Origin of the sequence: Pseudomonas sp. IC_126 (assembly GCF_004331835.1) — a bacterium.
Taxonomy (GTDB): Bacteria; Pseudomonadota; Gammaproteobacteria; order Pseudomonadales; family Pseudomonadaceae; genus Stutzerimonas.
This window is the reverse complement of the sequence record NZ_SJSS01000001.1, coordinates 25,453-50,637: the sequence shown is the minus strand read 5'-3', so window position 1 is coordinate 50,637 and position 25,185 is coordinate 25,453. Positions and strand designations below refer to the sequence as shown.

The 25,185-nt window shown below is 60.0% G+C and carries 22 protein-coding genes; 17 read left to right on the top strand and 5 right to left on the bottom strand.

Going from position 1 to position 25,185, the window contains the following annotated elements:
• Window positions 1-137 precede the first annotated feature (137 nt).
• From E0D86_RS00205 to E0D86_RS00140, 14 genes are all read left to right on the top strand, one after another.
• Window positions 138-683, top strand: a complete 546-nt coding sequence (locus tag E0D86_RS00205; RefSeq protein ID WP_131647918.1) for a glutathione peroxidase — start codon at window positions 138-140, stop codon at window positions 681-683.
• Window positions 684-967: 284 nt separating this feature from the next.
• On the top strand, window positions 968-4,531 hold the full coding sequence (locus E0D86_RS00200; protein WP_131647916.1) for an indolepyruvate ferredoxin oxidoreductase family protein: 3,564 nt from the start codon (window positions 968-970) through the stop codon (window positions 4,529-4,531).
• A gap of 130 nt (window positions 4,532-4,661) precedes the next feature.
• A complete protein-coding gene (locus tag E0D86_RS00195; RefSeq protein WP_131647914.1) occupies window positions 4,662-5,084 on the top strand; it encodes a MerR family DNA-binding transcriptional regulator in 423 nt (140 codons plus the stop codon).
• Window positions 5,081-6,262 (top strand): isovaleryl-CoA dehydrogenase, encoded by a 1,182-nt coding sequence (locus tag E0D86_RS00190; RefSeq protein WP_131647911.1) that lies wholly within the window; start codon window positions 5,081-5,083, stop codon window positions 6,260-6,262. Before E0D86_RS00195 ends, E0D86_RS00190 begins: the two co-directional genes overlap by 4 nt.
• A gap of 126 nt (window positions 6,263-6,388) precedes the next feature.
• Window positions 6,389-7,996: a carboxyl transferase domain-containing protein gene (locus E0D86_RS00185; protein ID WP_131647909.1), complete on the top strand. Its 1,608-nt coding sequence runs from the start codon at window positions 6,389-6,391 to the stop codon at window positions 7,994-7,996.
• Between the two features lie 94 nt (window positions 7,997-8,090).
• Complete coding sequence (locus E0D86_RS00180) at window positions 8,091-8,897, top strand: gamma-carboxygeranoyl-CoA hydratase (protein WP_131647907.1); 807 nt, start codon at window positions 8,091-8,093, stop codon at window positions 8,895-8,897.
• A complete protein-coding gene (locus E0D86_RS00175; RefSeq protein WP_131647904.1) occupies window positions 8,894-10,807 on the top strand; it encodes an acetyl/propionyl/methylcrotonyl-CoA carboxylase subunit alpha in 1,914 nt (637 codons plus the stop codon). The genes E0D86_RS00180 and E0D86_RS00175 overlap by 4 nt, the downstream gene beginning before the upstream one ends.
• A 233-nt stretch (window positions 10,808-11,040) precedes the next feature.
• The gene (locus tag E0D86_RS00170; protein WP_131647902.1) at window positions 11,041-11,943 is read left to right on the top strand and encodes a hydroxymethylglutaryl-CoA lyase; all 903 of its coding nucleotides are present in this window, start codon (window positions 11,041-11,043) and stop codon (window positions 11,941-11,943) included.
• A gap of 286 nt (window positions 11,944-12,229) precedes the next feature.
• Window positions 12,230-13,411: an acetyl-CoA C-acetyltransferase gene (locus tag E0D86_RS00165; protein ID WP_131647900.1), complete on the top strand. Its 1,182-nt coding sequence runs from the start codon at window positions 12,230-12,232 to the stop codon at window positions 13,409-13,411.
• A gap of 134 nt (window positions 13,412-13,545) precedes the next feature.
• Window positions 13,546-14,166, top strand: coding sequence for a TetR/AcrR family transcriptional regulator (locus E0D86_RS00160; protein WP_165914185.1), 621 nt, complete (start codon window positions 13,546-13,548; stop codon window positions 14,164-14,166).
• 41 nt (window positions 14,167-14,207) lie between these two features.
• On the top strand, window positions 14,208-14,765 hold the full coding sequence (gene folE / locus E0D86_RS00155; RefSeq protein ID WP_218567997.1) for a GTP cyclohydrolase I FolE: 558 nt from the start codon (window positions 14,208-14,210) through the stop codon (window positions 14,763-14,765).
• Window position 14,766: 1 nt separating this feature from the next.
• Complete coding sequence (gene folX / locus E0D86_RS00150) at window positions 14,767-15,141, top strand: dihydroneopterin triphosphate 2'-epimerase (protein WP_131647893.1); 375 nt, start codon at window positions 14,767-14,769, stop codon at window positions 15,139-15,141.
• A gap of 421 nt (window positions 15,142-15,562) precedes the next feature.
• Window positions 15,563-16,930, top strand: coding sequence for a DUF1329 domain-containing protein (locus E0D86_RS00145; protein WP_131647891.1), 1,368 nt, complete (start codon window positions 15,563-15,565; stop codon window positions 16,928-16,930).
• Complete coding sequence (locus tag E0D86_RS00140) at window positions 16,930-17,514, top strand: DUF1993 family protein (protein WP_218567996.1); 585 nt, start codon at window positions 16,930-16,932, stop codon at window positions 17,512-17,514. Before E0D86_RS00145 ends, E0D86_RS00140 begins: the two co-directional genes overlap by 1 nt.
• A 117-nt stretch (window positions 17,515-17,631) precedes the next feature.
• On the opposite strand, the gene E0D86_RS00135 is transcribed toward E0D86_RS00140, so the two are convergent.
• Together E0D86_RS00135 and E0D86_RS00130 are read right to left on the bottom strand one after the other, a co-directional pair.
• A complete protein-coding gene (locus E0D86_RS00135) occupies window positions 17,632-17,988 on the bottom strand; it encodes a hypothetical protein (RefSeq protein ID WP_131647889.1) in 357 nt (118 codons plus the stop codon).
• Window positions 17,989-18,069: 81 nt separating this feature from the next.
• Complete coding sequence (locus tag E0D86_RS00130) at window positions 18,070-18,828, bottom strand: SDR family NAD(P)-dependent oxidoreductase (protein ID WP_131647887.1); 759 nt, start codon at window positions 18,826-18,828, stop codon at window positions 18,070-18,072.
• A gap of 588 nt (window positions 18,829-19,416) precedes the next feature.
• Here E0D86_RS00130 and E0D86_RS00125 point away from each other — a divergent pair.
• From E0D86_RS00125 to E0D86_RS00115, 3 genes are all read left to right on the top strand, one after another.
• Entirely contained in the window at window positions 19,417-20,691 is a 1,275-nt protein-coding gene (locus tag E0D86_RS00125; RefSeq protein WP_131647884.1) for a cytochrome P450, read from the top strand.
• A gap of 204 nt (window positions 20,692-20,895) precedes the next feature.
• Window positions 20,896-21,117 carry a ferredoxin gene (locus E0D86_RS00120; protein WP_021208044.1) on the top strand — a complete coding sequence of 74 codons (222 nt, stop codon included), beginning with the start codon at window positions 20,896-20,898 and terminating at the stop codon, window positions 21,115-21,117.
• A 171-nt stretch (window positions 21,118-21,288) separates the two neighbouring features.
• Complete coding sequence (locus E0D86_RS00115; RefSeq protein ID WP_131647881.1) at window positions 21,289-21,969, top strand: TetR/AcrR family transcriptional regulator; 681 nt, start codon at window positions 21,289-21,291, stop codon at window positions 21,967-21,969.
• Between the two features lie 27 nt (window positions 21,970-21,996).
• Here E0D86_RS00115 and E0D86_RS00110 read toward each other — a convergent pair whose 3' ends face one another.
• The 3 genes from E0D86_RS00110 to E0D86_RS00100 are packed head-to-tail and all read right to left on the bottom strand — an operon-like array spanning window position 21,997 to window position 25,112.
• Complete coding sequence (locus E0D86_RS00110) at window positions 21,997-23,049, bottom strand: phosphotransferase family protein (RefSeq protein WP_255962107.1); 1,053 nt, start codon at window positions 23,047-23,049, stop codon at window positions 21,997-21,999.
• A complete protein-coding gene (locus E0D86_RS00105; protein WP_131647878.1) occupies window positions 23,046-24,347 on the bottom strand; it encodes an acyl-CoA dehydrogenase family protein in 1,302 nt (433 codons plus the stop codon). The genes E0D86_RS00110 and E0D86_RS00105 overlap by 4 nt, the downstream gene beginning before the upstream one ends.
• Window positions 24,348-24,374: 27 nt before the next feature.
• On the bottom strand, window positions 24,375-25,112 hold the full coding sequence (locus tag E0D86_RS00100) for an SDR family NAD(P)-dependent oxidoreductase (RefSeq protein WP_021208048.1): 738 nt from the start codon (window positions 25,110-25,112) through the stop codon (window positions 24,375-24,377).
• Window positions 25,113-25,185 lie beyond the last annotated feature (73 nt).

Genomic DNA, 25,185 nt, shown 5'->3' with positions numbered 1-25,185 from the left:
CAAGATTGCGTTATTAAACCCGAAGAGAGAGGTTGACGCCTAAGGATGAACATTTTTTATCGATTTGTATGGTTAATCGGATTTTTCACGGTTTTTTCGTCTACGCTCAATTTTTTTCGACAATCTAAGGAAACACCATGGCGTCTATTTACGATATTCCTGTGCAATCCAATGAAGGTCAGCCTCTTACACTGGACCGCTACAAGGGCAAGGTATTGCTGGTAGTCAACGTGGCGTCCAAATGCGGGTTGACACCGCAATACGAAGGCCTGGAAAAGCTCTACGAGGACAAGCGAGAGCAGGGATTGGAGGTACTCGCATTCCCCGCCAACAATTTCAAGGAGCAGGAGCCGGGCAGCGATCAGGAAATCAAGGAATTTTGTACCCTGACCTACAATGTGCAGTTCCCTCTGTTCGCCAAGATCTCGGTGGCTGGCGATGACCGTCACCCGCTCTACCGCGAGCTGACCGTCGCCCAACCGGACGCTACCGGTGAAGGTCCCATGCGAGAGCGCCTGGCCGGCTATGGCATCCAGACCAACGCCGCCCCGGAAGTGCTCTGGAACTTTGAGAAGTTCGTAATAGGTCGCAACGGTCAGGTAGTGGCTCGTTTCGCTCCCGACGTCAGCCCGGAAGATCCTCGTCTTCAGCAGGTGATCGCCGCGGAACTGGCGAAGTCGTAACAAACCGGGTTTTCGCCGCAACGGCGGTCACCCTTGGATCTGTTGGGGTTTCGTCGTAAGCGCGAAACCCTGGCAGGCCTACCACCCGTTCCATGACCGATAATGGTCACCCGCCCCCCTTTTGCACCCTCATGCACTCAACCTTCACCTAGCCAGGTATCTGCTTAACAAATACCAGATAGCCGTTTTTATCATTTTACGATATTTACACGTAAACAGATAATCTGTTCAAATAATCCATGCCGCCATGTGCCGCATAGACAAGAACAATCTGGAGGTTGGCCATGAGCAAAACCCCATCGCTGGACGACAAGTACGTCCAGCAGACCGGCAAAGTCCTGATGACGGGTATCCAGGCGCTGGTGCGTCTGCCGTTGATGCAGCGCCAGCGCGACCTTGAGAACGGGCTTAATACAGCAGGCTTCGTCTCTGGCTATCGCGGCTCGCCCCTTGGCGGGTTCGATCAGGCGCTATGGAAGGCTCGCGACCATCTGAAGGAACACCACGTTCACTTCCAGCCAGGCGTCAATGAGGACCTGGCGGCAACTTCGCTGTGGGGTACCCAGCAGGTCAACATTTTCGAAGGCGCCAAGTACGACGGCGTTTTCGGCATCTGGTACGGCAAGGGTCCGGGCGTGGATCGCTGTGGCGATGTGTTCCGCCACGCCAATGCCGCAGGCACCTCGCGTTTCGGCGGTGTGCTGGCAATCGCCGGTGACGACCACGGCGCCAAGTCGTCGTCCCTGCCACACCAGACCGAACACATCTTCAAGGCCGTGATGATGCCAGTGCTGGCGCCGTCCGGCGTGCAGGAATACCTGGACTACGGCATGCATGGCTGGGCCATGTCGCGCTTCTCCGGCTGTTGGGTTGCGCTCAAGGCAGTCGCCGACACCGTTGAAAGCGCCGCCATCGTCGACGTCGATCCACAGCGCGTGCAGCCGATCATCCCCGACGTGCCAATGCCGGAAGGTGGCATGAACATCCGCTGGCCGGACCCGCCACTGGATCAGGAAAAGCGCCTGTTCGAGCACAAGGTTTACGCCGCTCTGGCCTATGCCCGTGCCAACCGCCTCGACCGCATCGTGATCGATTCGCCCAAGGCGCGCCTGGGCATCATCACCTCTGGCAAGTCGTATCTGGACGTGTGTCAGGCGCTGAAGATTCTCGGCATCGACGATGCACTCGCTCAGCAAATTGGGCTGCGTGTCTACAAGGTAGGGATGATCTGGCCGCTCGAGGCCGAAGGCGTGCGGCAGTTCGCCGAGGGCCTGGAAGAAATCGTGGTGGTGGAGGAAAAGCGCCACATGATCGAGTACCAGCTCAAGGAAGAACTCTACAACTGGCGCGAGGATGTGCGCCCCGCCATCGTCGGCAAGTTCGACGACAAGGGCGAATGGGCGCGGCCACATACTGACTGGCTGCTGCCGGCAATCGGAGAGCTGACGCCCGCACAAATCGCCCGTGCGCTGGCGCGGCGGATTCTGCGGGTCTACCAGGGCGGTGAGTTGCAGGTACGCCTGGCCGTCCTGGAAGCACAACTGTGCAGCAAGGGCCATCTGGTCAACCTGATGGATCGCGTGCCGCATTACTGCTCCGGTTGCCCGCACAACACGTCCACCAAGGTTCCAGAAGGCAGCCGAGCGCTGGCGGGAATCGGTTGTCACTACATGGCTGCCTGGATCTACCCGCAAACCCAGACATTCAGCCAGATGGGTGGCGAAGGCGTCGCCTGGGTTGGCCAGGCGCCCTTCACCGAAACCAGGCATGTGTTCGCCAATCTCGGCGACGGCACCTATTTCCACTCCGGCCTGCTGGCGATCCGCGCGGCTGTGGCTGCCAAGGTTTCGATCACCTACAAAATCCTCTACAACGACGCGGTGGCGATGACCGGCGGCCAGCCTGTCGACGGTACGCTCAGCGTGTCGCAGATCTCTCGCCAGTTGGCCGCCGAAGGCGTTACTAATATCGTGGTGGTCAGCGAAGACACGGACAAATATGAACACGTAAAGGACCTCGCCCCCGGCGTTCCGGTGTATCGCCGGGACCGCATGGACGACGTGCAGAACGAGCTGCGTGAATTCAATGGCGTATCAGCGATCATCTACGACCAGACCTGTGCCGCCGAAAAACGGCGCCGGCGCAAGCGCGGCAAATTCCCGGACCCGGCGCGCCGTGTGGTGATCAACGAGGCCGTCTGTGAAGGCTGCGGCGACTGCAGCAGTAAATCCAACTGCATGTCCGTGGTTGCAGTAGAAACTGAATTCGGCCGCAAGCGGGAAATCGACCAGTCGTCCTGCAACAAGGACTTCACCTGCCTGTCTGGCTTCTGCCCGAGCTTCGTCACAGTCGAAGGCGGCAAGCTGCGCAAGCCCAAGGCATTGGTGGAAAAGCCCGAGGACCACTGGGACCTGCCACAGCCCGCACCGCTGACGCTGGATGAGCCCTATAGCATCCTGATCACTGGCGTTGGCGGCACTGGCGTGGTCACTATCGGCGCCCTGCTCGGCATGGCCGCCTTCATCGAAGGCAAGGGCGCGCTGAACCTCGACATGGCCGGCATGGCGCAGAAAGGTGGCGCGGTGTGGTCGCATATCCGCATTGCCGCTCAGCAGGATCAGCTTTTCGCCCCGCGCATCGCCGAGGGCGAAGCCAGCCTGCTACTTGGCTGCGATCTGGTGGTCAGTGCCAACACCGAAACGCTGTCGAAGATGCGCCAGGGTGTGACCCATGCGGTGGTCAACAGTGAAGAAAGCATCACTAGCGCCTTCGTCCGTACTTTTGCCATGCAGGCGGAGAGCGGCGACCTTGAAGCGCACCCGGACCCGCACTTCCAGACCGGCGACATGGCAGCACAGATTCGCGAAGCGGTAGGCGACGGCCAGGCGACCTTCATAGACGCCAGCAAGCTCGCCACCGCACTGATGGGAGATTCGATCGCCACCAACACTTTCATGCTGGGTTACGCCTATCAGAAGGGCTGGCTGCCGGTGGGCGAAGCGGCCCTGATGCAGGCAATCGAACTGAACGGCACGGCCGTGGAATTCAACCGCAACGCTTTTGTCTGGGGCCGTCGCGCAGCGGTCGATCTGCTTCGCGTGCAGTACAAGTTGGAGTCCGGCAAGGTCCAGACCCGCGATCGGCAACTCTCGCAGACGCTGGAGGAGACCATCGAACGGCGTAGCAGCTACCTCACCGACTACCAGAACACCGCACTCGCAAAGCGTTATCTGGATCGCGTGGAGCAATTCAGCGCCAAGGAAACGGCCCTTGTCGGCCAGCCTGGCGCGCTCACGGCAGCCGTGGCCCATTACTACTTCAAGGTCCTGGCGATCAAGGATGAGTACGAAGTGGCGCGGCTGTTCACCAATGGCGACTTCCTGAAAAAGATCGAGGCGACGTTCGAGGGCGATTACAGCCTGCGCTTTCACCTCGCACCGCCGGTGCTTAACAAGGCCGAGCCCGGCACCGAGCCGGCCAAGAAGAGCTACGGTCCCTGGATGCTCAAGGGTTTCAAACTGATGGCCAAGCTGAAGTTCGTGCGCAATACCTGGCTCGATCCATTCGGCTACACCCAGGAACGCAAGGTCGAACGTCACTGGCTGCAAAGCTACGAAGCGCTGCTCGACGAGCTCCTGGCCAAGGTGGCTACGGACAACCTCGATCTGGCGGTGCAACTGGCAGAGCTGCCAGATGCGGTGCGCGGTTACGGCCCGGTCAAGGAGCGTTATCTCTCGCACGCCGAGAGCAGGAAGGCGCTGCTACTGGAGCAACTGCGCACCGGCTCGAGTTTTTATGACGCGAGCCAGACCGGTACATCGAAACGCATCGACGCCGTCCAGCTTTGATGTGGTGCCGGCCTTCAAGCGAAGGCCGGGTGACTCAACAATTAGTGACAACCGGACGGCCCAGGCGAATGCCATTTTTCGCCGACACCAGACGGACGTTAACGTGAAGGAGAGGTGGTCACGAGTGAACATGCCCAACATCTACAGCATTTCCGAACTGGCTCGCGAGATGACGGTGACCACTCGTGCCATTCGCTTCTATGAGGAGCAGGGCTTGCTGCTGCCCGAGCGACGCGGTCAGAAGCGCCTCTACTCGCAGCGCGACAGGGTGACGCTCGAGCTGATCATGCGCGGCAAGCGCATTGGGTTGTCGCTGGCCGAATGCAAGGAATTGATCAGCATGTACGACCCAGCCGGCGGCAACAGCATGCAGCTGAGCCGGCTACTGGAAACAATTGCCGACAGGCGCCAGCAGCTCAAGCAGCAGGTGCTGGACATCCAGAAAATGCAGGCAGAACTGGACATTGCGGCACAACGCTGCCGGTTGGCACTGGAGCAGGCCAGCGGTGTCGCCCATGAAACTAATAATGACAACAGGAGAGTTGGACCATGAATGGCTTGCCCGGATTGAATTTCTTCCTCAGTGAGGAAATCGACATGCTGCGCGATTCCGTTGCCGGATTCGCTGCCAAGGAAATCGCCCCGCGTGCCGAGGAAGCGGACCGCACCGACCAGTTCCCGATGGACCTCTGGCGCAAGTTCGGCGACATGGGCCTGCTTGGCCTGACCGTGGCGGAAGAATACGGCGGCTCCGGCATGGGCTACCTGGCGCACATGATCGCCATGGAAGAAATCTCCCGCGCCGCTGGCGGCATCGGCTTGTCGTACGGCGCCCACTCCAACCTTTGCGTCAACCAGATCAACCGCAATGGCAGCGAGGCGCAAAAGCGTAAATTTCTGCCCAAGCTGATTTCAGGCGAGCACATCGGCGCGCTGGCCATGAGCGAGCCCAACGCCGGTTCGGACGTGGTTTCGATGAAGCTGCGCGCCGATAAAAAAGGCGACCGCTACGTGCTCAACGGCACCAAGATGTGGATCACCAACGGCCCCGATTGCGATGTGCTGGTGGTCTACGCCAAAACCGATCTGGCTGCCGGCCCCAAAGGCATGACCGCTTTCATCCTAGAAAAAGGCGCTCCGGGATTCTCGGTCGCGCAGAAGCTCGACAAGCTCGGCATGCGCGGCTCGCACACTGGCGAACTGGTGTTTCAGGATGTCGAGGTGCCGGAAGAGAACGTGCTTGGCGGCGTCGGCGAAGGCGTCAAGGTGCTGATGAGCGGCCTCGACTACGAGCGCGCAGTACTCAGCGGAGGCCCGCTGGGCCTGATGCAGGCAGCGATGGACGTGGTCATTCCTTACATCCACGACCGCAAGCAGTTCGGCCAAAGCATTGGCGAATTCCAGCTAATCCAGGGCAAGGTCGCCGACATGTACACCACCCAACAGGCATGCCGCGCGTACCTGTACGCGGTCGGCAAGCACCTCGATGCGCAGGGCAGCGGTCATGTTCGCCAGGTTCGTAAGGACTGTGCCGGCGTCATCCTTTATGCGGCTGAAAAGGCGACCTGGCTTGCCGGTGAAGCGATCCAGATCTTGGGCGGCAACGGCTACATCAACGAATTCCCAGTCGGACGCCTGTGGCGTGACGCCAAGCTCTACGAAATCGGCGCCGGCACCAGCGAAATCCGCCGGATGTTGATCGGGCGCGAGCTGTTCAACGAAACCAAATAAACAGCGGCTGCAAGCAAGTAGGGTGGGCCAGGCGGCGTTTCCGCTTCAGCCCACCTCCCCGTGCTGCGGTGGGCTGAAGCCCACCCTACGAACTTGAAGCTTGCGGCTCCTACGGAGTAGGTTCCCATGGCCATCCTGCATACCCAGATCAATACCCGTTCGCCTGAGTTCGCCGCGAACCGCAAGGCGATGCTCGCGCAGGTCAATGACCTGCGCGCCCTCCTCGGTCGCGTCCATGAAGGCGGTGGCGAGAAGGCGCAGCTGCGCCACACCTCGCGCGGCAAATTGCTGCCCCGCGAACGCATCAACCGCTTGCTCGACCCCGGCTCGCCATTTCTCGAAGTCGGCCAGCTGGCCGCCCACGAGGTTTATGGCGAAGAGGTGCCAGCCGCCGGATTGGTGGCTGGCATCGGCCGGGTCGAAGGCGTCGAGTGCATGATCATTGCCAACGACGCCACGGTAAAAGGCGGCAGCTACTATCCGCTAACCGTGAAAAAGCACCTGCGCGCGCAGACCATCGCCCAGCAGAATCGCTTGCCGTGCATTTACCTGGTGGATTCCGGCGGCGCCAACCTGCCGCGCCAGGACGAGGTTTTTCCAGATCGCGAGCACTTCGGCCGCATCTTCTTCAACCAAGCCAACATGAGCGCCATGGGCATTCCGCAGATTGCGGTGGTGATGGGTTCCTGTACCGCCGGTGGTGCCTACGTACCGGCGATGGCGGACGAAGCCATCATGGTGCGCAACCAGGCGACCATTTTTCTCGCCGGCCCGCCGCTGGTTAAAGCCGCTACCGGTGAAGTGGTGACGGCCGAAGATCTGGGCGGCGCCGACGTGCATTGCAAGACCTCCGGCGTCGCCGATCACTACGCCGAAAACGACGAGCACGCCCTAGCCCTGGCCCGTCGTTCGATCGCCAATCTCAACTGGCGCAAGCTTGGTGAAGTAAACAGTCGCGCGCCGATTGCGCCGCTTTTCGATGCCGAGGAGCTGTACGGCGTCATCCCTGCCGATGCCAAGCAGCCATTCGACGTACGCGAGGTGATCGCCCGCCTCGTCGACGGTTCGGTATTCGATGAATTCAAGACATTGTACGGCAGCACGCTGGTCTGCGGCTTCGCACACATCCAGGGCTACCCCATCGCGATTCTGGCCAACAACGGCATCCTGTTCGCTGAGTCGGCGCAGAAAGGTGCTCATTTCATCGAGTTGGCCTGCCAGCGCGGCATCCCGTTGCTATTCCTGCAGAACATTACTGGCTTCATGGTCGGCCAGAAGTACGAGGCCGGCGGCATTGCCAAACATGGCGCCAAGCTGGTGACCGCGGTGGCCTGCGCTGAAGTGCCCAAGTTTACGGTGATTATCGGTGGCAGCTTTGGTGCGGGTAACTACGGCATGTGCGGCCGCGCCTATGACCCGCGTTTCTTGTGGATGTGGCCCAACGCGCGGATTGGCGTGATGGGCGCGCAACAGGCCGCTGGTGTACTGGCGCAGGTCAAACGCGAACAGGCCGAACGCAGCGGGCAAGCATTTTCTGCCGAAGAGGAAGCCCAGCTCAAACAACCGATTCTTGAGCAGTACGAGCATCAGGGCCATCCGTATTATTCCAGCGCGCGGCTGTGGGATGACGGCGTGATTGACCCTGCGCAGACCCGCGATGTGTTGGGCTTGGCGCTATCGGCCTCCCTCAATGCGCCGATTGAGCCGACCCGCTTTGGCGTGTTCCGGATGTAATGAAAAACCGATAACGGTGCTGAAGGCTAGAGGCTTGTCGCCCGCCTTCAGCCTCAAGCCAAGGGCCGCAGGCCTTCGTCTGCAGGAAGTCAATATGAGCACGTCCCCCTTTCAAACCATTGAACTCGAGCGCTCCGCCAGAGGCTTCGCCACCCTCTGGCTGAACCGCCCGGAAAAGAACAACGCCTTCAACGCCGAGATGATCAGCGAACTGATCCAGGCGCTCAATGAAGTGCAGAGCGATAAATCGCTGCGCTTCCTGCTGGTGCGCGGCCGCGGCAAGCATTTCTCGGCGGGTGCTGATCTGGCGTGGATGCAGGGTTCCGCTCGCCTCGATTACAACGCCAACGTGCGCGACGCCCATGAGCTTGGCGAGCTGATGCACAAGCTCTACCACCTGAAAATACCTACGCTGGCCGTTGTTCAGGGTGCGGCTTTTGGCGGCGCGGTTGGTCTTATTGCCTGCTGCGATATAGCCATCGGGACGACTGATGCCCAGCTGTCGCTGTCCGAGGTACGCATTGGCTTGGCACCAGCCGTGATCAGCCCGTTCGTCGTCCAGGCGATTGGCGAACGCGCCACCCGTCGTTACGCCCTCACCGCCGAACGTTTTAGTGGTGAATGCGCCCGCGAGCTGGGGCTGTTCGCCGAAAGCTGCTTGAGCGACCAGCTCGATGAAAAAGTAGATGGGTGGCTCGGCAACCTTCTGCTTAATGGCCCACAGGCCATGCGAGCCACCAAGAGCTTGCTGCATCAGGTCGGCAGTGGCGCGCTCAAACCCTCATTGCGCACCTATACCGAAGGTGTCATCGCTAGCGTGCGAACCAGCCCGGAAGGCCAAGAAGGCCTGCGCGCTTTTCTCGAAAAACGCCAGCCGGCCTGGCAGGAACAGCATTCATGAGCAAACAACATATCACCACCCTTCTGATCGCCAACCGCGGTGAGATCGCCTGCCGCGTGATGCGCACCGCCAAGGTCATGGGCCTGACCACCGTTGCCGTGCACAGCGCCATCGACCGTGACGCACGGCATGCGCGCGAGGCCGACATCCGCATCGACCTTGGCGGCGCCAAGCCGGCGGAAAGCTATCTGCGGATCGAGAAGCTGATCGCCGCCGCCAAGGCCAGCGGTGCCCAGGCGATTCACCCCGGCTATGGCTTCCTCTCCGAAAACGCCGATTTCGCCCGCGCCATCGAAGACGCCGGGCTGATCTTCCTCGGCCCGCCCGCCTCGGCCATCGACGCTATGGGCAGCAAATCCGCCGCCAAGGCGCTGATGGAAAAAGCCGGTGTGCCGCTGGTGCCTGGCTATCACGGCGAAGCGCAGGATGTGGAAACCTTCCGCACCGCCGCGGAAAAGATCGGCTATCCGGTACTGCTCAAGGCCACAGCAGGCGGCGGCGGCAAAGGGATGAAGGTCGTCGAGCGCGAAGCTGATCTCGCCGAAGCGCTGCAATCCGCCCAGCGTGAAGCGCAGTCGTCGTTCGGCGATTCGCGCATGCTGGTCGAGAAGTACGTGCTCAAACCGCGTCACGTGGAAATCCAGGTATTCGCCGATCAGCACGGCAATTGCCTGTATCTCAACGAGCGGGACTGTTCGATCCAGCGCCGTCATCAGAAGGTGGTCGAGGAAGCACCAGCGCCGGGCCTGTCCGCCGAGCTGCGCCGCGCCATGGGCGAAGCGGCCGTCAAGGCCGCGCAAGCTATTGGCTATGTCGGTGCCGGCACGGTGGAGTTTCTGCTCGATGCCCGAGGCGAATTCTTCTTCATGGAAATGAACACACGATTGCAGGTCGAGCATCCTGTCACCGAAGCTATCACCGGCCTCGATCTGGTCGCCTGGCAGATTCGCGTGGCGCGTGGCGAACCGCTGCCGATCAGCCAGGATCAGGTACCGCTCAATGGCCACGCCATCGAGGTGAGGCTGTATGCCGAAGACCCCGATAACGACTTCCTGCCCGCCACCGGCACGCTTGACCTATACCGTGAATCCAATGCCGGCCCAGGTCGTCGTGTCGATAGCGGTGTCGCCGAAGGCGATACGGTCTCGCCTTTCTACGACCCGATGCTCGGCAAGCTGATCGCCTGGGGCGAGAACCGCGAGGAAGCACGCCTGCGGTTGCTGGCCATGCTGGATGAGACAAGCGTGGGCGGCGTGCGTACCAACCTCGCCTTCCTGCGTCGCGTCATTGGTCATCCCGCATTCGCGGCGGCAGAGCTGGACACCGGTTTCATTCCGCGCCATGAAGCCGAGCTGATGCGCACGCCCGGCGAGCTGAGTGACGCGTTCTGGCAACTGGCCGGCGAGCTGTTCGTGCAGACCGAGCCGGCTAAAGTCCGAAACGACGACAGCCATTCACCATGGGCTAGCCGCGATGGCCTCCGCTTCGGATTACCAGCGCAAACGAGTGTGCATCTGATGTGCAACGGCGAGAGTCGTCAGTTACACGTGAGCAGTCGCACCGAAGCCGAGATCACTCATCTTCCGAAAGCCATCCGCCAGGGCCGCACGCTCTATCTGGAATGCAATGGCGAGCTGCACGCCGTAACCGCGTTCGACCCCATCGCTGAAGTCGAGGCCAGCCACCAGCACCACGGCGGCCTGACCGCGCCCATGAACGGCAGCATCGTTCGGGTGCTGGTCGAGGCCGGGCAAAGCGTCGAGGCCGGCGCCACGCTCATCGTGCTCGAAGCGATGAAGATGGAGCACAGCATCCGTGCGCAACAGGCAGGCGTGGTCAAAGGTCTGTTTTATGCCGAAGGCGATATGGTCAGCGAAGGTGCGGTATTGCTGGAGCTGGAAGACGCCTGACGCAGGATGGAAAACGGCGTGATGCGGAAACTTCTGCATGGCATTGGTGAGCTGAAGCGGAGCGCCGCCCGGCCTACCCTGCTGAGATTCTGCACCCCGCTTATATGGGTGGCTCACGCCACAGACTAGCCTTGTAGGGTGGGCTTCAGCCCACCAGGCACGATGAAAAGGTCTCACGATCTGACCCCTAACCCAGGTGACGCTGCAAACATCGCGACACCCATGGAGGACACATGACTCTGCCCAAACACGTCCGTCTGGTGGAAGTCGGCCCCCGCGACGGCCTGCAGAACGAAAAGCAGCCGATCAGCGTCGCCGACAAAGTGCGGCTGGTGGACGACCTCAGCGCCGCCGGCCTGCAGTACATCGAGGTCGGCAGTTTCGTGTCGCCCAAGTGGGTGCCACAGATGGCCGGCTCGGCCGAGGTTTTCGCGCAGATCAGGCAGAAGCCGGGCGTGACCTATGCGGCCCTGACGCCGAACCTGAAAGGCCTCGAAGCGGCCATCGAAGCCGGTGTCAACGAAGTCGCGGTGTTCGGCGCCGCGTCCGAGGCGTTCTCGCAAAAGAATATCAATTGCTCCATTGGCGAGAGCCTGGCGCGCTTCGCCCCGCTGATGGAAGCGGCGCGCGAAAACGGCATTCAGGTGCGTGGCTATGTGTCCTGCGTGCTGGGTTGTCCCTACGAAGGCGAGATCGATCCACAGCGCGTCGCCCACGTCGCGCGCGAATTATTCGCCATGGGCTGCTACGAGGTCTCGCTGGGCGACACCATTGGCACCGGCACGCCGGGTAAAACCCGCCAACTGATCGAGGCCGTCAGCCGCGAGGTGCCACGCGACAAGCTCGCCGGCCACTTCCACGACACCTATGGTCAGGCGCTGGCTAATATCTATGCCAGCCTGCTGGAAGGCCTCTGCGTATTCGACAGCTCGGTCGCCGGGCTCGGCGGCTGCCCTTACGCCAAGGGTGCCAGCGGCAACGTTGCCAGCGAGGATGTGCTCTACATGCTTAACGGCCTGGGCATCGAGACGGGTATCGATCTGGATGCGCTGGTCGCAGCTGGGCAACGCATCAGCGATCTGTTAGGCCGCCCCAACGGATCGAGGGTCGCGCGGGCGCGGCTGAGTGCCTTGTGACAACGAATCGATGGGCTGACCTGCGGCCGACTTACAACACAAACATGAACTCGTTTGGCTCAATGCAAGAACAAGCTGTCGCAAAACAGGCGTCGAGGTTAGCGCTCCAGCGCGTCAGTGAAGCGGTTGAAATACAGATACAGCAGGCCACTCGTTGCCACATGCAGCGCCAATTACCCAAGCGTCCGCCGTTACGCTCTGCTCCCCTACCTTTTGACGGCGGGTGCTTTTTTATTCTCCCTGCAGGGTCGCTTCACCGCGGCATCAGGGTTCAAGGAGATAAAACATGCAAGACGTTGTAATCGTTGCCGCAACTCGCACTGCAATCGGCGCTTTCCAAGGCGCGCTAGCCAACGTGAGCGCGACGGAACTGGGCAGCACGGTCATCCGCGCGTTGTTGGAGAAAACCGGCATCGACCCAGCCACGGTCGACGAAGTGATCATGGGCCAGGTGCTTACCGCTGGATGCGGGCAGAATCCCGCGCGGCAATCAGCGATCAATGCTGGCCTTCCCTATAGCGTGCCAGCCATGACAGTGAACAAGCTCTGTGGCTCCGGCCTGAAAACCGTGCATTTGGCCGCCCAGGCAATACGCTGCGGCGATGCCGAAATCGTCATTGCCGGCGGCATGGAAAACATGAGCCTCGCGCCTTATGTATTACCCAAGGCGCGCACTGGCCTACGCATGGGCCATGCCCAACTGGCCGACTCGCTGCTGCAGGACGGATTGCTTGACGCCTTTCATGACTATCACATGGGTATCACCGCAGAGAACCTCGTGTCCTGCTACAAACTGACCCGGGAGGAACAGGACGCCTTCGCCGCGCAATCCCAACAGCGCGCGGCGGCCGCTATCGAGGGTGGTCGCTTCAAGGCGGAAATCACACCCGTATCCATCCCGCAGCGCAAAGGCGATGCCCTGCTGTTCGATACCGACGAGCAGCCCCGGACAGACACCACGACCCAGTCACTGGCCAAACTCAAGCCAGCCTTCGATAAGAACGGCAGCGTCACAGCCGGCAACGCCTCGACGCTTAACGATGGTGCGGCAGCGGTGCTGCTGATGAGCGCGTCCAAGGCCAAAGCGCTTGGCCTACCGATTCTGGCCACCATCAAGGTTTATGCCAGCTCTGGCGTAGATCCGGCGATCATGGGGATTGGACCGGTCAGTGCGACTCGCAAGTGCCTGGACAAGTCCGGCTGGACACTCGAAGAAATCGAGCTCATCGAAGCAAACGAAGCCTTTGCCGCACAAGCGTTGTCAGTCGGCAAAGAGCTGGGCTGGAACAGCGACAAGGTCAACGTCAATGGCGGCGCCATCGCCCTGGGTCATCCTATCGGCGCATCCGGTTGCCGTGTGCTGGTTACCCTGCTCCACGAAATGATAAGCCGTGATGCAAAAAAGGGCTTGGCCACACTTTGCATCGGTGGTGGACAGGGTGTTGCACTGACACTGCAGCGAGACTGACTGTGAACCGCTCCATACGTACAGCTTGCCGGCCAGGCAGACCGTTACCGCTGATTGATCTCGCCAAGGGCGAAGCGGATCGGCCAGCGCGGATCGGCACTCCAACGGCCCACGAGCAACTTCGGATCGTCGCGTTGCAGTTGTTCGTCGAGCATGGTTTCCAATCAGTCAGCCTGCGCCAGTTGGCTAACGCTCTCGGCATGCAGGCCGGCTCGCTGTACAACCATATCGAAAGTAAGCAGACGTTGCTTTTCGAGCTGATCGAGGAGCACGAAACGGATTTGTTGGATCTGTTGGAAGCCAAACATCCCAGCGACGCGGATGGACTGACCCGGCTGCGCACCTATGTTGAACTACGCATTCGTTACAGCCTGAGACACCCACACCGAGTAATGCTGGCTCGTCTTGAGTCGCGTTGCCTGGACGCCGAACAACGTGCTTCGATCGAAACAATTAGACAGGCCCATCTCCAACATCTGGAGAACATTCTGCGGCTGCTACCTGCCCCACTGGATGCCGCGGCAGGCCACCAAACTGCCGTCGCTCGCAGCCTGGTTTCGATACTCGAAGATGCACCGAGTTGGTGTTCACCTAACGACGCCCATGCGTTCGAGGATTTAATAACGATGGTGACACAGATGGTGTTGGCGGCCTGTCGTGTTCCAGCTCGCAGTCACCGCGCCTGGCTCGATCGGCCTGAGCCATACCCCACCGGTCGCCGCCCTCGATCACCAGTTGCTTCACCTCAATGCTAATAGCCTCCACGACCATCGAGGCGAATGTTAAGGAAGCGGTTATGAACGAAGACATGATGCAACACTATCTCGGAATCATCGAAGGAGTCGGTGAGAATCCAAATCGAGAAGGTCTGCTGGATACGCCCAAGCGCGCGGCCAAGGCCATGCAATATCTCTGTCATGGCTATGGCCAGACCCTGGAGCAAATCGTCAACGGCGCACTGTTCGAGTCGGACAACGACGAGATGGTGATCGTCCGCGACATCGAACTCTATTCACTGTGTGAACACCATATGCTGCCATTCATCGGCAAAGCGCATGTCGCCTACATTCCCACAGGCAGGGTGCTCGGCCTGTCGAAAGTGGCGCGGATCGTCGACATGTACGCCCGCCGCCTGCAGATCCAGGAAAACCTGACCAAGCAGATTGCGGACGCGGTCATGCAGGTCACCAGCGCCGCGGGCGTGGGCGTGGTCATCGAAGCCCAACATATGTGCATGATGATGCGTGGTGTGGAGAAGCAGAATTCGGTGATGACCTCATCGGTGATGCTCGGCGGTTTCCGCGACTCCTACAACACACGTCAAGAATTCCTGCAGCTCATTCGAGGCCGCTGACATGCCGAGACTGGAACCGGGAATGGCACGGATTCGCATCAAGAATCTGCGCCTGCGTACCTACATCGGCATCAAGGAAGACGAAATCCTCAACAAGCAGGACGTGTTGATCAACTTGACGATCCTTTATGCAGCAAACGATGCGGTACGCGATAACGACATCGAACAGGCTCTCAACTACCGCACCATTACCAAAGCGATAATCCGGCACGTTGAGGAGAACCGCTTCGCGCTGCTCGAGCGCCTGACACAGGAAGTGTTGGATCTGGTGATGGAGCCGAATGCGGTGCGCTACGCAGAGGTGGAAATCGACAAACCACATGCCCTGCGCTTTGCCGAATCGGTGTCGATCACGCTCGCGAGCCAGCGCGATTGAAGTTCGATAAACCGCCTCACAAAACACCCGGGCTGATTAATCAGTGCATACGCGGGCAAAAAAAAGCTGCTCACCCAAGGTAGAGCAGCGAAGTACCAGTCGCTCCTGGTTTCGGGGATTCGCCCGCATGGCGAGTCGAATCAGTATCAATACCTGTCTCGTCGTCCGTGAAATCAAGGCGTCGCCTGGCGCCACAACGTGCAACAACTCAAAATTATTGCGGTGTCACGGGCAGCTGTACCTCAGCCTACAACCCCACCATTTATTAGCCAGCGACTCGGCGCTGTTTCGTTTGACCCGAGATAAAACGGTACGCAAGCCGCAAAAGTCGTTAGCAGCTAGGGTAGGTCCTGATGCACGGCATCGCTCCTGCTCGAAGAAGCTCCATTAATAAATCCAAAAACGGAGACTGACCCCCACGATGAAACTCCAACTCGCTCTTTGCGCCGCCCTCAGCGGCATCACGACGTTTTCTATTGCCGCAGTCAGCCCCGAAGAAGCCAAGCAACTGGGCAACGAACTCACCCTCTTTGGCGCGACCAAGGCCGGTAATGCCGAAGGCACGATCCCAGCGTATGAAGGCGGGCTGACCACCGCGCCTGCTGACTTCAAGCCCGACAGTGGCTTCTGGGCCGACCCGTTCAGGGACGAGAAGCCGCTGTACCGTATTGATGCGTCCAACGCGGACCAGTACGCCGACAAGCTCAGCGATGGCCAGAAGCACCTGCTCAAGAAGAATCCGGAAACCTGGTACATGGACGTGTATCCGACCCATCGCACTGCGGCGTATCCGGAAAATGTGATGGAAGCGACTGTGCGTAACGCCACTGCATGCAAGACCTATAACGATGGGCTTTCCATCGAGCCGGCATGCCGCGGCGGCCTGCCGTTTCCGATTCCGAAAACCGGCAACGAAGTGATGTGGAACCAGTTGCTGCGCTACAAGAACGGGCCGACCGCTACCACTACGACCTCCTCCAACAGCTGGGTTATTGACAGCAACGGCACCATCACCAAGGCCGCCGAACAGGCCACTTTCGAGGAATTCCCCTACTACCAGACAGACCGCGATGATCGTGACCCGGAAATGTATGCTCGTGTGTTTTCTCTAAACAAACAGCCTGCGCGCCGAGCCGGCGAAGTAACAGGTATCAGCGATTATCTGGACCCGACCAAGAAGCCACGCCGCGCCTGGAGCTACACGCCAGGCCAGCGCCGCGTCAAGCTCGCGCCTGAGTTCGCCTATGACACGCCTGTGGCGAGCCAGGGTGGCGTGACGTTGTTCGACGAGTTGCAGATGTTCGCTGGCATGCAGGACCGCTTCGATTTCAAGCTGGTGGGCAAGAGGGAAATGTTCATTCCTTACAACGCGTACAAGTTCAACTTCGAAGCCGACCAGATGGACCAGTTCAGCGATCATCACGCCAATCCGAAGTACGAACGCTGGGAGCTACATCGCGTCTACGTAGTGGAAGCCACACTCAAGCCCGGCATGCGCCACGTGTACAGCAAGCGCCACTACTACCTGGACGAAGACACCTTTGGAGCAGGCCTGTATGACGCCTGGGACCAGGACGGAAACCTCTACCGCTCGATGTTCCTGAGTGGCGTTCAGCTGTATGACAAGCAGATTCCATACGCTGTGAAGAACGTCATCTACGACTTCAACAAGGGCATGTACGGCGTGATCAACGACGGGCTGAAGGGTGGCTTCAAGATTCCAAAGGAAGCGTTACCCGAGCGGCAGATGAATGCCGAGGCCATTGTCAGCCGTATCACCCAACGCTGATGTCCGCGCGGTCGCCGGGCGACTCTACAGCCACGCCGACCGTTTCTATTGAACGCCTTAACAGGAGAACAACAATGGCGCTCACTATGCACCAGTCATCTGTTTTTTATTTCACCCGCCTGTTGAACAACCTTTCAGACATCCTCGCCAAGGCGCAGGCCCATGTGGACGAAACGGGCGCCGATCCGAAAGACCTGCTTGAAGCCCGTTTGACCGATGACATGTTCAACCTCAGCCAGCAGATTCAGATGGCATGCTTGCATCCACTGCTGTTTGTCGCAGGCATCACGGGCAAGCCTGCCGAACTCCAAAAGGATGAAGATCGCAGCTTCGCCGAGCTGCGCTCGCGGATTAGCAAAACCGTCTCCCTTCTGGAAAGCGTTCGCCCCGAGGATCTCAACGGCAGCGAAGACCGCGAAATAGTGCTGGCCACACCGCGAGCCGACCTTCCATTCACCGGCCAGGGCAGCCTGCAGATATTTTCGTTGCCGAACTTTTTCTTCCACGTCGTCACCGCCTACGACATTCTGCGGCACCGCGGCGTGTCGCTAGGCAAGATGGACTTCCTCGGCGGCCTGAAGTAGCACGATAGTGCTACACGCGGGGATGTGCTTATAAAGTGCGCGGCCGCACGGGGTGCCAGAAGAACGAAGTCGCCGGGCATATGCCCGGCGATTCTTTATCACTGCATCACTGCAAATTTATTGAGGCTCGCAGACCAACTTGGCTTGCAACGGTGCGCCGGTGTATTTACCCGGCACGGCGAGGCTGGTCTGTTCGCCCGGCTCTATGGTGGTGGGTGGCGGCGCGTCGCTTTGGGCTTCAGCCGGTCCCGGCTGCAGTTCGCACATAACGCTGACATCGGCATTGTTAGTGATCTGCAGCATCTGCGTTGTGCTGGCAGTGGCCGTGCCAGCACTCCCTCCTCCGCTGGAACCAACCACCTCGGTCTCGATGTCGAGACCGTTCAGCTGCTTGTCCAGATCGAGCCCATCAGCCATTGCCGTTACAGGCAGACAGATAGCCAGACCGCAAAAGATCAACATGTTCTTATTCATTGTCGTTACCTCCGGTAAGGCGGGGCGGATGCCCCTGAATGTCAAAGCCGCTCCGTGGCAACTAGTGCTCCGGTCGCTGACTTAACTCAGCATTAACATTCCGCCGTCGATCATTAGAGTCTGGCCTGTTACGAAGCGCGAACCTTCGCCGGCAAGAAAAACCAGAACGGGTGCCAAGTCTTGCGCGGCATCGCCAAGCCGACCTCCCAGCGGGATCAGACTGGCCATGAATGCATCGTGCTGCTCGAGCTGTGCGTCACTCATGCTGGCGCGAGTGGCGTCATACATCGGCGTCCATATCGCCGGAGCGATGGCGTTAACGGTAATGCCGTGCGGACCCCACTCGCGTGCGACGGTGCGCGTCCATGCCAGGACCGCGCCCTTGCTGGCAGCGTAGTGTGCCTTGCCTGGCTGCCCGCCCACGCCAGCGGCTGAGGCGAAGTTGATGATCCTCCCGCCACCTTGGTGCATATGCTCGTAGGCTGCGCGATTGGTCAGAAAGGTGCCGCGAGCATTCACCGCGAACACTTTTTCCCACTCATCCAGGGTGATTTCATCTGCAGTGGCGTTGGGCGCAATTCCGGCAGCATTGACCAATACGTCCAGCCCGCCCAACTGTGCGGCAGCCCAAGCAAAGGCCCTTTTTACCGATTCCGTATCCGAGACATCGCAGATATGCGAACGAGCCCAGCCATTGCCCTCGATTGCCTCCTGCGGGGCGCTTTCGCTTAAGTCGAGACTCGCCACATGGGCGCCTTCGTTTACAAAAGCCGCGACTACCGCGGCGCCAATTCCTCGTGCGCCACCCGTAACGATGACGCGCTTGTTATTCAATTGCATGCCTGTGCTCCAAACTATATGGGCCTTCGTATAAAGGCGGCTTCCTGGCGATCACGTCATGTTTCGCGCAACGGCAACGGGCATGAGTGAATGAAGTTCATCCAGAAGCTTAGTAAGCAACATCGGACGCTGCGGCCGTATCGCCATTACATACGGTTTTTCGTTTAACCCGAAGTCAAACGGAATGTAGGGAACCTTTCATGTATTGAGTTTTTGCGCACCAGCGCTGCTTGCTCGAAATACTTGGAGAAAACCCAAGCCTCCGTACCCAACGGGGCCTTGGATCGACAAGTCGCAACGCCGCGCTAACGGCGGACCAAGGAGAATTCGCACCCTTGTCCTGAGGCGTTTGGGCACCACGACTTTACGCCGTGTAAACGGCTTCCCGCCCGAGAAATCGCTGTCGCTGTTAGGGTGAGCGCTCTGCTGAACAGACGCCCAAAGCGGACACGCGAATGACTCGGTTATCGCCGCTCGGGAAACGAATGCCACCCGGCTCCAACTTGCCTGGATGCCGGCCACATGCCCAAGTCGCCTGTTCGAGGTATGAGAACAACTACAACAAAACCAAATCGGGAATCGAAGCCAATGAGCCAGTTTGAACAACTCGACATCGTCGCGGCCTATCACGCCGTAAGCGACACATACCTCGGCACCGATGTAGACATTCACGCGCTGTGCCGCCAGTACCGCCATAACGAACCGGTGATGAAGGGCGATTTCGTCGATACCTATTTGAAGGTGCCGACAAACGCTGGCGCCAAAGCGGCCAAGGCGACGGTGACAGTGTTCAAGCACAAGGAGATCATGGCCATCATGCGCGACGCCGAAACCTACACCAATGGTTTCATCGCCGAAGGGCTAGGCGCGTTCTTCGACGGCCTGATCATCCTTGCCATGGACGGCGAGCAGCACCGCCGGACCCGGGCGCTGCTGCAACCGGTGTTCATGCCTGAGACGGTCAACAAGTGGCGTCCGGAAATCGACCGGGTTATCCGCGAAGACTATTTGCAACCGATGGTGGCGGATAAGCGAGCCAATCTAATGGACTTCGCACTGGATTTCCCGATTCGCGTCATGTATGCCCTGATGGGCTTTCCAACCAGCGACACGGAAAAATACAAGACGTACGCTACTTGGGCGTTAGCCATGGTGGCGGGCAACCAGATCGATCCGGAAAAAGCCAAGATCTACGGACCACTGGCTGGTCAGGCGGCCAAGCACCTTTATGATGGAATCAAGGAGGTCGTCGTTGCACGGCGAGCCCAAGGCACCCAAGAGACAGACCTGATCAGTCGCCTGATCAACGCCGAAGCCGAAGGCCGCTCACTGGACGACCATGAGATCACAACATTCGTCCGCTCGCTGACCCCGGCAGCTGGGGAAACCACCACTCGCACGTTCAGCTGCATCATGACCAACCTGATGCAACGTCCCGAACTAGTGGAGCGGATACGCAACGACCGCAGCCTCATCGGCAAACTCATCGACGAGGGGATCCGCCACGAGCCTATCTCGACCTTCAAGGTTCGCCAGACCTCGAAGGAAGTGGAAATTGGCGGGATCATCGTGCCGAAAGGCGGCATGGTTCAGTGCATGACCATATCCGGCAACCGCGACGAGGACGTCTTCGAGAACCCGGACGAGTTTGACATCGACCGCAAAGTAAAGCCGTCATTCGGCTTCGGCTTCGGCCCGCATATGTGTATCGGGCAGTTCGTCGCCAAGGTGGAGCTGAACTGCGCGATCAACGCGATGCTCGATCTGTTTCCAAACATGCGCCTGGACCCATCCAAGCCAGCACCCCGAATTTCCGGTGGACAGCTGCGTGGTACCCGCGACATCCATGTGCTGTGGGATTGAGCGCGTGACGGGCCACGTAAACGAGGCGGCCGCAAGGCCGCCCCTCCACCGTTGTCTAACGCCCGCCGGAAATCGCTGCACTACGGGAGGACATCATGCCTGAACCGAGCAAATGGGCAGCGTTACGGAAACGAGCAAGCCTCTGGGGCGTCCTCATTTTCGCCAATCTTCCGCTCTGTCATTAAACCTGGCCGGAGAAACACCATGAGCCTGCACACAACCCAATACCAAGTAATCGCCGACCGCAGCCGTTGCTGCGGTTACGGACTCTGCGCTGCGGTCTGTCCGGAAATCTACAAACTAGACGATGACGGTATTGTCTATCTAACCATCGACCGCGTGCCGCCGGAGTTGGAAGAAGGCGCTCGCGAGGGCGCCGCTGCCTGCCCCGCCGAAGCGATTTGGCTGGAGGCGATCACAGACTGAAACGCACGGGATGCGATTCTGCGCAGCCAAAGTAAATTTCGATATCGAGCCTACATTCCACTTTGAGGGCAGGCAGACCTCAATCATAACGGTATGCACCATTCACTGGCCTGGCTGCCTTCGCCGAGATGGCTTAGGCTCAGATGCTTACCAATAAGATGTCGAGACACCATGCATCCGCCACGCGAGACCGAAGCCTTTTCCCGAAAACGCGCCACTCTGGAGCGTCTACTTGTGGAGGCGCGCAGAATCTTTGCGGAAAAGGGCCTCGCTGGTGCGAGGCTAGAGGAAATTGCCACCGCGGCAGGCGTCACGCGCCAGTTAATCTATCAATACTTCAGCAATAAGGAGACTCTGTTCACCAGCGTGCTGGACGAAAGCACGGCGCAGATCATAAAAGACTTGCTATCGATGGACCTTGATCAGTTGCCGCCACGCCAGGCGCTGACAGCTCTACTGGAATACCTTTTCGATCAATACGGCGCGGATCCTGAGTTGCGATCACTCGCACAGGAGAGCTTTCGCCTCCATGAGCATGGAACGTACAACCAGAATCGCTTCGGTGCCATAGCCGCACCGCTGATAGAGCTGATCGGACGAATCCTCAAACGCGGCGTTGAAAGCGAAGATTTTCTGCCTGATGTAGACGCGCGCATGTTCTGCGGGGCCTCCATGTTACTGACCACCCTCTGGTTCACCAGTCGCCACATCACTTCCACCGCAACGGGATTCGATACCAACACACCCGCAGGCTTGAAAGCGTGGCGCAGCTACGCGATCGATTTCGTGCTTAGCGCCGTGTTGGCAACGAATCGACCCTCGCTGAGTCGACCCAAGGTTCACGCTGGCTAGCTCCGCGAAGCCGGCTTGCTCGGACAGCTAGCCAATACGCTCTAACGCCTTCTCGAACAGCCGCAGCGCCGAGGCGTGGTGCTTTCTACCGTGTTCCATAGATGTCTTGCCCGCGCAGGCGCGGGCGTAACTGACTTCGAGAAAAATGCCAAGCTTGAAAGCCGCCAGTACCAGATACCAGGTAAAGGCTTCGAAGCTTCGGGAGCTGCCCACCACGTAGCGCGCCACCAATTCATCCGCTGCGGGAAAGCCGTCCCAGGGATGCACCTCGATCGTGCCGGCGCCATGGCCGCCGGCGTCCGGCCATGTCACCACCAGCCAGGCCAGATCAAGCAGAGGATCGCCAATGGTGGCCAGCTCCCAATCGACGATCGCGCTGAGCGCCGGCCCCTCGCGGCTGAACATCATATTGGACAGGTGATAGTCGCCATGCAGAATGCCGGGGCTGAACCGTTGCGGGCAGTTGTCATTCAGCCAGCGCGCCAGCCGGTCGAGCCCAGGAAGGCTGCCTGCGCCCGGCCAACCGGCACAGCCGGCGACGCTTTCGAGCTGATGCAGCCAGCGCGCGACTTGTCGTTGATGGAAACCGCCGGGGCGCCCGAAGTCGTCGAGGCCGATGGCTCGATAGTCCAGCTCATGAAGGCAGAGCAGCGCATCGACCATGGCCAGCCCCATGCGCCGACGCATGTCGCGGTCGGCGGCATGGGGCAGCGGCAAGCCGGCCGCGGAATTGGGATTGAAGCCATCCACCGGCTCCATCAGGTAGAACTTCGCGCCCAGAACGGCCTCGTCATCGCAGGCGGCGACCAAGCCCGCATGCGGCACCCGGCTGCCCGCCAGCGCTTTTAGCATGCGAGCTTCGCGGGAGATGGTCTTGCCGCCTACTTCCCGTAGCGCCGCCGATGGTCGACGCAGCACGAATTCACGCTCGCCTCGCCGAAAGCGCAGCAACAGGTTTTGAGTGCCACCCGTCAGTCGCACGGCATTTTCCAGCGGCCCGGATGCGAGTTCCCGCTCTTCCATCCAGGCACGCAAACGGTCGAGATCGACCAGCTCATGCCAGTCAGCCCCGCCGCTCAACGCTGCTCTCCGCTTTGTTCCAGCGTCGCCAGCGCGTCAGCATATTTTTCACGCGCCAGCGCCGTCGCAGTCGGGCGATGGTAGCTGGGAAACAGGCTGTCGCTTGGCTGATAGTCGCGGAGCAGCTGTTTGGCCACCGTCACCTTGTGCACCTCGGTCGGCCCGTCCGCCAGCCCCATCTGGAAGGAGCGCAGGATGTACCCGGCGAACGGCATCTCTTCGGATACGCCGATCGAGCCATGCACATGCAGCGCACGGGCGGCAATGTCATGCAGCACCTTGGGCATCGCCGCCTTTACCGCGGCGATGTCTTTGCGCACGCGCAGATAGTCCTGGTACTTGTCGATACGCCAGGCGGTGCGCATCACCAGCAGCCGGAACTGCTCCAGTTCGATCCAGGAGTCGGCAATCTTTTCCTGCACCATTTGTTTTTCGGCCAACAGGCCACCTTGCGTGGTGCGCGACAGGGCGCGCTCGCACAACGCATCGAGCGCTCTCTGCGCCTGGCCGATCACACGCATGGCGTGGTGCACGCGACCACCGCCGAGTCGCACTTGAGCGACGACGAAGGCTTCGCCGGGCTTGCCGAGCAGGTCGGCGGACGATGCCCGCACCTTATCGAAACGCAGGTAGGCGTGCGTCGCCTCCGGATCATCCGCTATGCCGACGTTGCGCACGATGGTCACGCCCTGCGCATTCGCCGGCACGATGAACATGGTGGTGCCCTTGTGCACCGATACGCTCTTGTCGGTCACCGCCATGACGATGAAGAACGCCGCATAGCGTGCATTGGAGCCGAACCACTTCTCGCCGCTGATCAGCCAGTCATCGCCGTCGCGTACGGCCTCGGTGGTGAACACGCTGGGGTCGGCGCCGCCCTGGGGCTCGGTCATGGCGAAGCAGGAGACGATCTCATTATCGAGCAAGGGCTTGAGGTATTTGCGCTTCTGCTCCTCACTGCCGTAGTGGGCGAGAATTTCGCCATTGCCCGAATCGGGCGCGTGACAGCCAAACACGATAGGCGCGAACAGTGCGCGGCCGAGAATTTCGTTGATCAGGGCCAGGCGTACCTGGCCGTATCCCGGCCCGCCCAGCTCCGGACCAAGATGACAGGCCCAGAGTTTGCGCGCCTTGACCTGCGCCTGTAGTGGACGCACCAGTTGCTTGAACAGAGGGTCGTGGATGTTCCAGGGGCTGCCCAGTACATGTTCCAGCGGCTCGACCTCTTCGCGAACGAAGCGGTCGATCCAGTCCAGTTCCGTTTGAAAGTCCGAATCGGTTTCGAAATCCCAGGCCATGTCGTGCTCCTAAAATATGAGTGGCGCTCAAGCGAGCAGCATGCCGCCGTCGACCAACAGGGTCTGACCCAGCATGTAGCCAGCCAGCGGCGAAGCCAGGAACAGCGCAACGTTGGCCATGTCCTGCGGGGTGCCGAGGCGGCCCAGCGGGATACCACGAAGCGCACCTTCGAGACGTTTGGGGTGTTCCGTGGTGATGCGCGTGAGCTTGGTTTCCACCAGGCCCGGCGCGATGCCGTTGACACGGATTCCCTCACGCGCCCAAGCCTCGCCGAGCGTGCGCGTCAAACCGAAAGCGCCGGTCTTGGAGGCGTTGTAGGCCGGATTGCCGCGGGTCGAATGGAAGGCGGCGGCCGAGCTGACGATGAGCATTGCGCCTCGTGATTCCTTCAACAGTTCGAAGAACTTCTGCGCGCAAACCATCAGGCTGGTGAGGTTGATATCGACTACTTTCTTGAAGCCGTCGGTGAGAAATTCCTGACGGTCGTACAGCACCGTACCTTGCGCCTGAACCAGCACGTCGAGTCGAGTGAACGGCACGATCGCCGCCTCGATCAGGTTGGCATTGGAGACATCGACCTGCGCGTAGTGCAGCCCTTCAAGATGCGAATCCGCCGAGTCGGCGTAATCCTGCGCGCTCGGACGAGTGCCCCAGACGTGCACCTCGGCGCCGCGTTGACGGAAGTTCTGCGCGATACCGTTACCGATGCCGCTGGAGCCACCGACGACCAGCACCGTTTTGCCGCTGAAATCCAATTCGTTCATGCGTTATTCCGGTGTGTTCAACCCAACCCGCGATCGAACGATCGGGTCGGGTTCATCGTTGACTTCAGCCGGA